The sequence below is a fragment of the Uliginosibacterium sangjuense genome (assembly GCF_059132465.1).
Genome location: NZ_CP101132.1, coordinates 4404438 through 4416480, shown reverse-complemented (window position 1 = coordinate 4416480; position 12043 = coordinate 4404438). Strand labels below are relative to the sequence as shown.

The 12043-nt window shown below is 67.7% G+C and carries 13 protein-coding genes; 6 read left to right on the top strand and 7 right to left on the bottom strand.

Annotation, left to right across the window (positions count from 1 at the left end; translation table 11 throughout):
* Nucleotides 1-12 precede the first annotated feature (12 nt).
* The 3 genes from NMB43_RS20465 to NMB43_RS20455 all read right to left on the bottom strand — a co-directional run bounded on the left by NMB43_RS20465 (nt 13) and on the right by NMB43_RS20455 (nt 2078).
* Nucleotides 13-471, bottom strand: coding sequence for a hypothetical protein (locus NMB43_RS20465; RefSeq protein WP_494350025.1), 459 nt, complete (start codon nt 469-471; stop codon nt 13-15).
* A 139-nt stretch (nt 472-610) separates the two neighbouring features.
* On the bottom strand, nt 611-985 hold the full coding sequence (locus NMB43_RS20460; RefSeq protein WP_494350024.1) for a DoxX family protein: 375 nt from the start codon (nt 983-985) through the stop codon (nt 611-613).
* 364 nt (nt 986-1349) lie between these two features.
* Complete coding sequence (locus tag NMB43_RS20455; protein ID WP_494350023.1) at nt 1350-2078, bottom strand: restriction endonuclease; 729 nt, start codon at nt 2076-2078, stop codon at nt 1350-1352.
* Nucleotides 2079-2259: 181 nt separating this feature from the next.
* On the opposite strand from NMB43_RS20455, the gene NMB43_RS20450 reads away from it, so the two are divergent.
* Nucleotides 2260-2724, top strand: a complete 465-nt coding sequence (locus NMB43_RS20450) for a hypothetical protein (RefSeq protein ID WP_494350022.1) — start codon at nt 2260-2262, stop codon at nt 2722-2724.
* Nucleotides 2725-2920: 196 nt separating this feature from the next.
* Entirely contained in the window at nt 2921-4549 is a 1629-nt protein-coding gene (locus NMB43_RS20445; protein ID WP_494350021.1) for a cyclic-di-GMP receptor FimW-related protein, read from the top strand.
* Here NMB43_RS20445 and phoR read toward each other — a convergent pair.
* Together phoR and phoB are read right to left on the bottom strand one after the other, a co-directional pair.
* Entirely contained in the window at nt 4543-5790 is a 1248-nt protein-coding gene (phoR, locus tag NMB43_RS20440; protein WP_494352174.1) for a phosphate regulon sensor histidine kinase PhoR, read from the bottom strand. The two genes, NMB43_RS20445 and phoR, sit on opposite strands and share 7 nt — an antisense overlap.
* A 184-nt stretch (nt 5791-5974) precedes the next feature.
* Nucleotides 5975-6679, bottom strand: coding sequence for a phosphate regulon transcriptional regulator PhoB (phoB, locus tag NMB43_RS20435; RefSeq protein WP_494350020.1), 705 nt, complete (start codon nt 6677-6679; stop codon nt 5975-5977).
* A gap of 145 nt (nt 6680-6824) precedes the next feature.
* Between phoB and NMB43_RS20430 the strand changes: the two genes are divergently transcribed.
* Nucleotides 6825-7238 carry a gamma-butyrobetaine hydroxylase family protein gene (locus tag NMB43_RS20430; protein ID WP_494350019.1) on the top strand — a complete coding sequence of 138 codons (414 nt, stop codon included), beginning with the start codon at nt 6825-6827 and terminating at the stop codon, nt 7236-7238.
* A gap of 17 nt (nt 7239-7255) precedes the next feature.
* Complete coding sequence (gene ubiE / locus NMB43_RS20425; protein ID WP_494350018.1) at nt 7256-7993, top strand: bifunctional demethylmenaquinone methyltransferase/2-methoxy-6-polyprenyl-1,4-benzoquinol methylase UbiE; 738 nt, start codon at nt 7256-7258, stop codon at nt 7991-7993.
* Here ubiE and NMB43_RS20420 read toward each other — a convergent pair.
* Nucleotides 7981-9810 (bottom strand): ATP-binding protein, encoded by a 1830-nt coding sequence (locus tag NMB43_RS20420; RefSeq protein WP_494350017.1) that lies wholly within the window; start codon nt 9808-9810, stop codon nt 7981-7983. The genes ubiE and NMB43_RS20420 overlap by 13 nt on opposite strands.
* Before the next feature lie 181 nt (nt 9811-9991).
* Between NMB43_RS20420 and NMB43_RS20415 the strand changes: the two genes are divergently transcribed.
* Together NMB43_RS20415 and NMB43_RS20410 are read left to right on the top strand one after the other, a co-directional pair.
* The gene (locus tag NMB43_RS20415) at nt 9992-10912 is read left to right on the top strand and encodes a Tim44 domain-containing protein (RefSeq protein ID WP_494350016.1); all 921 of its coding nucleotides are present in this window, start codon (nt 9992-9994) and stop codon (nt 10910-10912) included.
* 5 nt (nt 10913-10917) lie between these two features.
* Entirely contained in the window at nt 10918-11502 is a 585-nt protein-coding gene (locus NMB43_RS20410) for a ubiquinone biosynthesis accessory factor UbiJ (RefSeq protein ID WP_494350015.1), read from the top strand.
* A gap of 69 nt (nt 11503-11571) precedes the next feature.
* On the opposite strand, the gene NMB43_RS20405 is transcribed toward NMB43_RS20410, so the two are convergent.
* Entirely contained in the window at nt 11572-11997 is a 426-nt protein-coding gene (locus NMB43_RS20405) for a F0F1 ATP synthase subunit epsilon (RefSeq protein ID WP_494350014.1), read from the bottom strand.
* Nucleotides 11998-12043 lie beyond the last annotated feature (46 nt).

The window sequence follows — 12043 nt, the reverse complement described above, 5'->3', positions numbered from 1 at the left end:
GCCGGCCTCCCCCTACTTGCCGGCCGACTTGCTGCTGTCGGTCTTGGCCGGCTCCGCCGCCGGCCGCGGGTTGAGGATCGCCAGCGCGAGGCTGGTCAGCAGCACGGCGAAGATCAGCACCCCGGCCATCGCCATCAGGGCCGGCGAGCAACGCCAGCCGCCCAGCCCCGCGCCCAGCCCGCCCCACTGGCTGCGCAGGCCAAAGCCGCCGCGATGGGTGGCGAACAGCCAGACGAGGCAGATCACCAGGCCGCCGCCGAGGGCATAGGTGGTGATCGTCACCGTCAGCGTACCCGCCTGCTCGCGCGCCGCGGCGGCTGCCGACTGGCTGGTCGGCGGGGCGCTGGCCGCGGTCGGCGCGCTCTGTCCGGCGGTGTTCGTATCGGCGGCCTGTGTCGGCAGCCCCGCCAGCAGGCCCAGGCACAGCATCAGCAGGGCCACGCCGGCCCGCAGCATCTCTCTCTGTCGCATTGGCGTTCTCCCGCGCCTCCCTGACCGCTTCACTATAGGAAGCGCGCGGGCCCTTGGCGTAGCCCTTACCCCATCAGGCAGTCAGGCAAGAAAAAGCCCGGCACATGGCCGGGCTTCCTGCGGTCGCGGCGACAGGCGATCAGGTCTTGCGCGTATCCACGCTCAGCGCGGTCGAACCGCTGCTCACCAGCAGCAGGAAGCCACCGGCCATGGCCAGGTTCTTCAGGAACATGATCATCTGCATCTGGTCGGCGAAGTTGCTGTGGAAGATCACCGCCGAGACCACCGAGAAGAAGGCCAGTGCTGCCGCCACCAGGCGGGTCTGGAAGCCGACCACGATGGCCAGACCGCCCACCAGCTCCAGCGCGATGGTGGGCCACAGCAGCAGGGTCGGCACGCCCATGGCTTCCATGTAGCCGGCGGTGCCGGCAGGATTCATCAGCTTGCCGAAGCCGGAGATGACAAAGATGAGGGCCAGCAGGATGCGGCCGGCGAGGTGGGTATAAGCGTTCATGATGGTGGTGCCTTTCGTTCTGTCGGGTGGTGGAGTCCGTCGCCCGGGGGGCCGGATGACATGGACTGAATCCTAGTCATGGCTTATTCCGGGATAAAGACGGCTTTCGACAAATGATTGTTGCTCAAATAGCAACAGTCGATCAGGGCGCCAAAAAAAACGGCCCAGGTCATGGGCCGCAAAATTACTCATTGGAGACGTCACATCCCGGCACGATGAGAACCGGGATGGAACGTGCGATAACCCGCTCCGCGAAACGGCTCAGGTTGGTTCGGACACTATACGAATTAGCATGGAGGCTCAAGCGCCGGTGCCCCGCCGCGGGTTGGCCAGCGTGATGCAGCACACGACACGAGCCTGCGCCTCAGGCCGGCGCGACGGGCGCAGCCTCGTCCGGCGGCGGGGTCACCAGGGCCAGCAGCCGCGTGCGCGCGTCGTCGCCCAGGCGATTGAGCATGGCCAGCAGCAGCCGGCCGTCGATCGGGGTGATGTGGGCCGAGCGCGCCAGCTTGGCCGCCTCGTCCGAAAACCCGTCGGGGGCGATCAGGAAGGCCTTGGGCACCGCGTTCTCCACCATCACCCGCAGCAACTCCTCCACCTGCCGCCGCTCGATCGGCTGGCCATCGCTGGCTTTGCAGCGCACCAGGCTGGTGGCCTCCTCGCCTTCGTCCTGGTACAGGCGCAGCATCAGACCGCCCCAGGCCTTTTGCGGGCAGGCATCGACGCGGATGCCCTTCTCCCGGTAGAAGCCTGCGGCCAGCATTTCCAGCCGCGTGGGCGGCAGACCCTGCAGCATCGCAGGCGTCCATTGTGGGCCGGGCTCGACGGACTCGACCGCCTCCTCCTCGGCGGCGAAGAGCACCATCTCATCCTCTTCCCGTGGCTGACGCAGGACGCGGAACAGGGCGATCGCCACCAGCACGAAACTCAGCGCGCTGGCGATGAACTGCACCAGATTGGCTCCATGGCTATGGCGTGTCAGCAAAAGCGGCAGCGCCAGATAGCCCAGCACGAATACGCCCAGCGCACGCAGCGCCGCACTGCGCCAGGCATTGCCGGCAAACAGGACGACCAGGTTCAGATCAGATGGCACCGCAGCATTCCCCCGAGGCAGATCAGCCGACCGATTACACCATTTGCCGCCGGCTGAGCTGATTTTGCGCCCATCCGGCGACGAAATGCGCCCGCCTGCTTCCGGAAGGCGCCCACCAAGCGTCGCCGCTCCGCCGGAGCGGACTACACTGCGGACATCTCCGCCTCATGGAATGCACACCGTGGCCCGCGACACCCCAGTTCCAGCCTTTCTCGCCCTGTTGCTTGCCCTGCTGGGGGCGGCCGTGGTTGTGTGGGCCGCGCGCCAGGCGGGCGACGTCCTGCTCGAGCGTCTGCGTCCGACGCCGCGTCCCGCTGTCGTGCAGCCCGCCCTGCCCGCCGCGCAGGCCGACGAGGCGCAGGCCCAGCGCGAGCGCCGCGCACGTGTCCAGGCGCAGGAAGAGGCGATCGCGGCCGAGAAGCAGCGCCGCGAAGCCCAGCGCGCCGCCGTGCTGCAGGCGCGCGAAGCCACCATTGCCGCCGAGCGGGAAGAGGAGGCACGCAAACAGGCGGCCTGGGAGCGCTTCTACCGTCGGCCCAAGAAGTGCGAATCGCCGCCGGACAACGCGACCCTGGTGGAGTGCAGCAATCACTACCTGCGCGAGCAGCAGCGCTTCGAAAAACAGTACGTGGCCAACAAGCCCTGAGCGGGCGGAGAGCCTGCTTTGGCAAGGCGCCACGGGCTTGCCCATTGGGGCAGGCGGGCCGCTCGGGCGTGTTACTGTGCCGTCTGTCATACTCTTTGCTAGCCTCAGGGGGTACTCTGCGGCTTGGAGCGGTTCGTTCTTGGCCCGAAAATTGCGGGGCTGAGCCGCCTCTTGCACCCATACCGAGTCCGAATCGATGAGCGTCGTGCCGTCCCGTAACCTGCAGTCGATCGATTTCGCCCAGGCCACGCAATGCCTGGCCGCCCTGCGTGCACTCAATCCGACCGATACCGACGACACCCAGGTCGCCCTGGGCCAGTTGCTCGCTGGCATGATGGCGGCGCCGCCGGACCCGCTGTCGCATATCCAGGTGCTGGAGGAAATGCGCACCACGCTGGACTTCGTCCAGGCCCAGGGCGCTTTGCGCTACGCCTCGCGCCCGCTGCCACCGGCCGGCAATGAAGAGGAAACCCTGCAGCGCGTGATTAACCTGTGGTCCGACATGGCACGCAGTTACGCGCTGGCAGCCCATCGCGCCGCGCTGGACCCGGCCTTCGCCGACCGTCGTGCGCTGGTGACGCACCGTCGCATGCAGTACAGCGTGCTGACCATGATCGAATACTTCCGTGCCCGCCGCGAGATTCCGCCGGGCCTGTGGCGCGGCCTGCACGGCCAGTTCCAGGCGGCCGAGCGTGCCGGCGTGGCGGACGTGCGCGTGCCCGACGTGCTCAACGAGGTGTGGGGCGCGCAGAGCACGCAGGAGTCCTATGTCTCGATGCTCCTGGTCGACGCCGCCAGCCCCTATAGCCGGACGCCGCGCGAGTTCGTGTGGCTGATCCGCTGGTCGCAGCGCTTCGCGCCCTATTGCGGTCTGCTCAAGGAATTCGGCGCGACCAAGTCATCCATCTATTGCCTCGATCCGGATGCCGACCATGGCCTGCGCCCGGCCGGCCTGCTGACCCCGGACGCCAAGCTGCGCGGGCTGGAGACGCAGAAGCTTGCCTCCCACATCCAGGCCGTGGTGTCCCAGCTCAAGAAGGGTGTGGCCGCGGCCTCGCTGGGCCTCGGCGAGGACTGCGTGCAGCCGGCCTGCGCGCGTCTGCTGGTCTCGCTGTACCGCCCTTGGGGCCTCGCCTCGGCCGGCCGCAAGTTCCCGCGCCGTTCGCTGCGCGGCCAGGTCAAGATCGCCACCGACCCGCTGGCCATCGCCTTCTTCATCGACGGCCGCGAGTTCACCCAGCCCACCGACGTGCGCCGCAGCAGCTTCTCCGACACCCAGGTGTTCCGTGCCTTCGACCGCGTCGAGTACGACGAGAGCGAGGCCAGCCTGCAGGAGCGCGCGCTGCAACTGGGCTATGTGCTGGAGACCTGGGACATTTCCGACCAGTCGGTCGCTGGCTACCGCCTGACCCGCCGCCGTGGCGAGTCGCGTGTGGAGCATCGCCAACTGGTGGGCCTGCGCAACGAGGGCAGCGAGAAGATGCTGCTGGCCGAGTTGTCGTGGCTGCAGTACCAGCAGAACGGCGCGCTGTCGGCCGGCGTATCGCTGATGCCTGGGCCGGCCCAGGTCATCGCCGTCAAGCTGCTGCTCAACGAGCGCACCAATCGCGAGCGCTATCGTCTGGGCTTCGTGATCCCGGCGGTGCCGGCCATGAAGACCGAGATGTCACTGGTGGTGCCGGCCGGCTGGTTCCTCGCCGACCGGCGCGTCGAGGTACGCGGCGAGACGATCTGGAACGCGCGCATGATCAAGCTGCTGTCGCGCGGCTCCAACTTCGACCGCGTGTACTTCGTGCGCGAGGAAGTGCCGGAAGCGAATTACTGAGGCTTGCTGTCGGCCGGTCGCAGGATGCGGCGGGCCGGGAAACGCACCGCGAAGCGGCTGCCGCGCCCGGGTTCGCTGCTGATCTCCAGGCTTGCTTGATGACGCGTCAGGATGTGCTTGACGATCGCCAGCCCCAGGCCCGTGCCGCCGGTCTCGCGTGAGCGACCGCGATCCACGCGATAGAAGCGCTCGGTCAGGCGCGACAGATGCTGTGGCTCGATGCCGATGCCACTGTCTTCCACCGCAAAGCAGGCGTCGTTGTCGCGTACCTGCCAGATCAATCGGACCTCGCCACCCGCCGGGGTGTAGCGCACCGCGTTGCTGGCCAGGTTGGCGAAGGCCGAATGCAGCTCCTTGTGACTGCCGATGATGGTGGCGGCCGGGCCGAGGTCGGTGCTGATCCGGTGGCGGCCGGCCGACAGCAGTTCGGCATCCTGTTGCACCGCGCGTAGCAGGCCCTGCACATCGACCTGCTCTTCTTCGGGTTGTGGCCCGCCTGTCTCCAGTGCCGACAAGGCGAGCAGATCGTCGATCAGGCGCTGCATGCGTCCCGATTGGTCCAGGGCGAGCCCGAGGTAACGTCGTGCGTCCTCGGGCGGGAAGTCTTCCAGTCCGTCCTGCAGCATCTCGATGAAGCCGCTTACCACGGTCAGCGGTGTCTTGAGTTCGTGCGAGACATTGGCCACGAAGTCGCGTCGCATGTTCTCCAGGCGTTCGATCTGGGTCACGTCGCGCGACAGGATCATGCGCTGGTCCTCGCCGAAGGGGATGAGCTGGATCGACAGGGTCAGCCCTTCGCGCCGCACCGGGCGGAACAGGAAGGCCTCGCCCTCGCGCCCGGACTCGATGTGCTCCACGAAGTCCGGCTGGCGCACCAGGTTGGTGATCACCGACCCGACATCGCGCTCGGCGTCGATCGAAAAATGTTCGGCCGCCGCCGCGTTGGCCCATTCGATGATGTGATGGCGCGACATGTACACCACGCCGTCCGGCATCGCCTGGCTGGCTTCACGGAAGCGGGCCAGCGCCTGCGACAGGCGTTCGCGCTGGTCGTAGGCCTGGCGCACGCGGCGGCTGATGCTGGCGAAGATGAAGTTCCATAGGCCCAGGGCGCGCGGCAAGGGGGTGCCGACGGGCTGACCGGCCCAGCGCACCAGTTTGTCCAGGTTACGCAGGTGATACAGCGTGACCCCCAGCAGGCAGGCGATGACCAGCAGCAGCGCCCAGGTCAGGCTCAGCAGCGGCCACGCCGCGGCGAAGATGGCGACGAGCAGGACGGCCAGCAGTGCGGCAGCGCTCCAGATGACTCGACTGGGGTGAATGGCGGACTCCCTTGGGGCTGGGTCAGTGTAGACGGCCGACGGGCCCTCTAAGCGGAGCGCAGCATACAGCCTGGCGGTTGCCGTCGTGTGTCGAAGCCGTGGTTCAAGTGGCCGTGCTGGTCATCTCGGCCGAGAGGCGATAGCCACTGCCGCGCACGGTCTGGATCAGGCGATCATGCTGGCTGGGCTCCAGTGCGCTGCGCAGGCGGCGGATGTGCACGTCTACCGTGCGTTCCTCGACGAAGACATGGTCGCCCCACACCTGGTCCAGCAGTTGGGCGCGCGAATGCACGCGCTCGGGGTGGGTCATCAGGAAGTGCAGCAGGCGGAACTCGGTCGGCCCCAGGTTCACCGCCTCGCCGCGGGCCGTCACCCGGTGGGTGCTCGGGTCCAGGCGCAGGCCGCTGACCTCGACCGCATCCGAGGTGGCTTGCGGAGCACGGCGACGCAGCACGGCCTGGATGCGCGCGGCCAGCTCGCGGGGCGAGAAGGGCTTGGTGATGTAGTCGTCGGCGCCGGTCTCCAGGCCCAGCACCTTGTCCTGCTCTTCACTGCGTGCGGTCAGCATGATCAGCGGGATGCTGCGCGTGCGCTCTTCGTTGCGCAGGCGCCGCGCCAGTTCGATGCCGGAGGCGCCGGGCAGCATCCAGTCGAGCAGGATCAGGTCCGGCAGCGCCTCGCGCACGATGCGCTGGGCCATCTCGGCGTCACCGGCGCGCACCACGGTGTGGCCGGCGCGCGTGAGGTTGGCAGCGATCAGTTCCTGGATCGCGGGTTCGTCTTCGACAAGCAGAATATTGGCCGGCATGGTGTGGGCCTCCGAAATCGTTCCGGCGGAGTCTATGACTGCATGATGACGCTTTTATGACGGGTCATGGTACTGAAACACGTGTCCGCGCGGCGGCGGGTTTATCATGCTGGCCGAGCCCCCGCAGCGGGGCATGGAGCCCGGCATGTCACAGTCCCCCGAATCGCCTTATCCCCTGGAGATCGTCGTCCACAAACAGTCGCGGGAGCTTGAACTCGCGTTCTCCGACGACCTGCAAGGACGGCTGAGTTTCGAATTCCTGCGTGTCCATTCCCCTTCCGCCGAGGTGCGTGGCCACGGCGAGGGGCAGGCGGTGCTGCAAACCGGCAAGCGCGATGTGAATCTGCTGGGCGTCGAACCGGTGGGCAATTACGCCGTGCGCCTGGTGTTCTCGGACGGTCACGACTCCGGTCTCTATACCTGGGACTACCTGCATGGGCTCCTGCGCGAGCGGGATGTGCTGTGGGCGCAGTACCTGGCCCGCCTGGAGGCGGCCGGTGCCAGCCGCGAAGTGGCGACGCCAGCGGCACCCAAGTCCACGCCCTGCGGCAAACATTGAAACGGAAGCGCACGACGATGAGCGACAAGCACACCCATTTTGGCTACGAGACCGTGGCGGAAGAAGAGAAGGCCGGCCGCGTGGCCCAGGTCTTCTCCTCGGTCGCGGGCAATTACGACATCATGAACGACCTGATGTCCATGGGCCTGCACCGGCTGTGGAAGCGCTTTACCATCGAGATCGCCAATGTGCGGCCCGGCCAGCGCGTGCTGGACGTGGCGGGCGGCACGGCCGACCTGTCGCTGGCCTTCGCCAAGCGTGTCGGCGAGACCGGCGAGGTGTGGCTCACCGACATCAACCACGCGATGCTGGCGGTCGGTCGTGACCGCGTGACCGACAAGGGCCATCTGCTGCCGGTGGCGCAGTGCGACGCCGAGAAGCTGCCCTTCCCGGACAACTATTTCGATCTGGTGACGGTGGCCTTCGGCCTGCGCAACATGACCCACAAGGATGCCGCCCTGGCCGAGATGCGGCGCGTGCTGCGCCCCGGCGGGCGCCTGCTGGTGCTGGAGTTCTCCCACATCTGGAAGCCGCTGGCGCCAGCCTACGACCTGTATTCCTTCAAGGTGCTGCCATGGCTGGGCGACAAGGTGGCGAAGGATGCCGACAGCTACCGCTACCTGGCCGAGTCGATCCGCATGCATCCGGACCAGGAGACGCTCAAGAGCATGCTCGAAGCGGCCGGTCTCGCCCGCGTGGAGTACTTCAACCTGGCCGCCGGCGCGGTGGCCCTGCACCGCGGCTACAAGCTCTGAGGCGGCTTGCGCACGGGGGCCTGTAGCGGCAACTGCAGGGTGAAGCTGGCACCCGCCCCGGGCTCGCTGGTGACGCTGATGCTGCCACCCAGGGGCCCGGTCACCACGTTGAACACGATGTGCAGGCCCAGGCCGGTTCCGCCCTGGCCCAGGCGGGTGGTGAAGAAGGGGTCGAAGATGCGTGCCTGGATGTCGTGGCTCATGCCCACGCCGTCGTCGGCCACCACCAGGCGCAGGCCTTGTGCTCCCTGCGCGAAGCCGGTGAGCGTCACCAGTCCGCCCTGGCCAGCCGGGAAGGCATGCGTCACCGCATTGAGCACCAGGTTCATCAACACCTGATCCAGCAGGCCGGGATAGCTGTCCAGCTCCAGCGCGGGCACGTCGTGTTCCACCCGTACGCGGGCACGCCGCAGCGTAGGCTGCATCATCGCCACTAGGTTGCCCACCAGTTCGTCGAGACGGAACAGCCGCCGTTGTTCGCTGCTGCGATCCGCCGCCACCTGCTTGAAGCTCGCGACCAGGCTGGCGGCTCGGCTGACGTTGCCGTGGATCATCGTACACGCCTCGATGACGCTGGCCACCGCCTGGCGCCATTGCGTGCGGGTCAGCTGGCCCTCGCGCTCGCGCAACTGGCGCGCCAGGTCTTCCAGCGTGGTGGCGGCCAGCATGGTGTTGCCCAGCGGTGTGTTCAGTTCGTGTGCCACCCCTGCGACCAGCGAGCCCAGGGCGGCCAGCTTCTCGTTGCGGATCAACTCCTGCTGGGTGCTGCGCAGGGTCTCCAGAGCCGTCTCCAGCGTGTGGTTGGCCGCTTGCAGGTCGCGCGTGCGCTCACCCACGCGTTCCTCCAGCGCCTGGTTGAAGGCAGCCAGGCGGGCATGGCTGCTGCGTCGCTCGGCGGCGTCGCGCAGCAGGCCGAACAACAGGAGGCTCACGATGCAGGCGAGCAGGATATAGGCCGGGCGCGCCCAGGGCGGCGGACGGGTCGCCGCCGCCCAGCCGGCCAGCGGTACCACGCCGATCTCCCAGAGGCCCCCGGGCAGACGCAGTGTCATGCTCACCGGCTGGCGCGTGAACACGGCCGCGTCGCCGAAGAAAACCTCGCCCCGGCTGCCCAGCCCGTCGCGCCCACGCAGGGCGATGCGGTAGTCGGCGGTAGTGGTCGACAGCGCGGCGTTGCGGCGCAGGGCATCCCAGTCGATGACCATGCTCAGCAGACCCCAGTAGCTGCCGTCGCGGTTGAACACCGGGGTACGCGCGATCAGGCCGAGTCCGCCCTGGACCAGCTTGAGCGGGCCGGCCACGAGGGTGCTGCGGGCATCCATCGCACGCTGAACCGCAGGCCATTGATCCGCGTTGCCGGGGTAGTAAAGCCCCAGCACGCGTTCGTTGCCCTTCAGGGGATACACCCAGGCCACGCGATTGGCCGGTGCCACAGCGATGTTGCGCACGTTGCGACCGGTGCGGTGCAGGGCCTCCAGCATGGGCACGATATGCCGCTCGTCCAGTTGGGATTCGACGCTGCTGACATAGGCCACCAGGCCGCTGACCAGGAAGAGCGTGCTGTTGAGTTCGGTTTCGAGGCGGCTGCGCAGATTGGATGCCTCGGCCGTGGCCAGTGCGGTGGCGGCCTGCACGCGGCGTGAGCGGTCCAGTTGCACGATGCCCTCGCCACACAGAAGCAGCAGGAGCAGCACCGCCGCGCTCAGCAGGCGCATGCCGCGCGTCTCCATGGCCAGCCGGCCCAGCTTGCGCAGGGGCGCATGTAGGCCGTGTCCGGCAGTACCTGGAGAGGGGCGTGTCAGATCCTGTTCCGCCATGTTGTTGCTGCAATGCGCAAGTGCTAAGGACTATTACGTTCGCCCATGCGCTGGCTTGAGCCCGACTTGCTGTTAGGATGCGATCGCCTGCAGGCGCAAGCCATTCAACCGGGCTGTTGAACCTGTACCCTCGATCCCCATCTAAGCCCATGGCGTCGCCTTTTCGTGCAGGCGCCATCACATGGAATACGGAGTCCTCTCGATGATCAAGCACTGGATCCTGGCCCTCTTCGTGGCCGTCAGCGGAAGCGCCCTCAGCGTGGGTGAGGCCGAGGCCAAGCGCCTGGGTGGCAGCAAGTCGATCGGTATGCAGCGCCAAGTCGCCCCGACGGCACCCAAGGCGCCCGCCGCCGCGCCCCAACAAGCCGCCCCGAACCAGGCGGTCAAACCTGCCACACCGACCACCCAGCCTGCCGCGGCACAGAGTGGCTGGCGCAAGTGGATGGGCCCGCTGGCCGGTCTGGCCGCCGGTATCGGCCTGGCCGCCCTGTTGTCGCACCTTGGCCTGGGCGGTGAGTTTGCCGGCTTGCTGCTGGCGATCCTGGCTGTCGTGGCGGTGATCTTCCTGCTGCGTCGCTTCATGGGCAACCGTGGCCAGGCCACAGCGCGCGAGCCTGCCTACGCCGGCGGCGTGTCGTCCTACCAGGCCCCGGCGGCGCGTGAGGCCGTGAATTCGCCTCCGCTCGGCGCGGCGCCGGTTGAAGCAACGCCGGCTACCGCTTCGCGTATCCCGGCCGATTTCGATGCGGCTGGTTTCGCCCGCCAGGCCAAGGTCAATTTCGTGCGTCTGCAGGCCGCCAACGATGCTTGCAATCTGGACGACATTCGCGAGTTCACCACGCCCGAGATGTTTGCCGAGATCAAGCTGGCGATCGATGAGCGTGGCTGCAAGCTGCAGAAGACCGATGTGATTCAACTCGATGCCGAGGTGCTGGAAGTGACCGAGGAGGCCGCGCGCTACGTCGTGAGCGTGCGCTTCAACGGCTTGCTGCGCGAGGAGGCCGACAGTGCGCCGCAGGCCTTTGACGAAGTCTGGCACCTCAGCAAGCCGGCCGATGGCAGCCGTGGCTGGGCCCTCGCGGGCATCCAGCAGCTCAACTGAGCGCGATGCTCGAACGCGCGCTGCTGAGCCCCGCGTTGGGCGCGGTGAACCGCATGCTGGCGGAGCAACCCGCCTTGCGCGCGGAGCTGGGCCAGCATGCCGGCAAGCAGGTGGTGCTGTTCGTGGGCAGCCTGCCGCTGCGCATTGCCGTCGGTAGCGGCGGTGTGTTGGAGCCGGGCGAGGAGGCGCGTCAGCCTGATGTCGAGGTGAGCCTGCCTGGCGCGGCCCTGGCGCGCGCGCTGGATGGCCTGGACGCGGTTCAGGCGCAGGCGCGGGTCAGCGGTGACGCCGGTCTGGCAGAATTACTGCCGCGCCTGGCGAACAGCCTGCGGCCCGACATCGGTGGCTGGCTCAGCCCGGTGCTGGGCGACATCGTGGCGAACCGTGTGGAGCAGGGCCTTACTGCCCTGTCTGCGGCGGGGCGGCGCGGCCTGGACGGCCTGAGTGCCAATATCGGCGAATACCTGCGAGAAGAAGCACGCCTGGCGGTCAGCAGCGCTGAAGGGCAGGCACAGCGTGCCGAGCTGGAGCGGCTGCGCGCGGACCTGGCACGTGTCGAGTCACGTGTGGCGCGGCTTGGTGGAGGATGATGCCGGGCCGAAGCCGGCAATGAAAAAGGCGCCCGAGGGCGCCTTTTTCATTGAACCTGCTTGCGCGAATCAGTGCCCGCGCTTGCGCAGCGATGCGATCGCATGCAACTGGCCGATCGCTTCCGCCAGTTCCGACTGCGCCTTGGCGTAGTCGATGTCCGACTTGCGGTTGGCCAGGGTTTCCTCGGCGCGACGCTTGGCTTCCAGCGCCTTGGCCTCGTCCAGGTCGGCGCCGCGGATCGCGGTGTCGGCCAGCACGGTGACCAGGTTCGGTTGCACTTCCAGCAGGCCGCCAGCGACGAAGACGACTTCCTCTTCGACCTGGTTCGGCACCTTGATGCGCACGGTGCCGGGGCGGATGCGCGTGAGCAGCGGGGTGTGGCCGGGCAGGACGCCCAGCTCACCCGATTCGCCCGGCAGCGAGACCAGTTCGGCGAGGCCGGAGAAGAGCTTCTCCTCCGCGCTGACCACGTCTACGTGTACGGTCATTGCCATGATGTATCTCCGTGACAGGCGCCGGACGATCACTCATCCGGCGCCA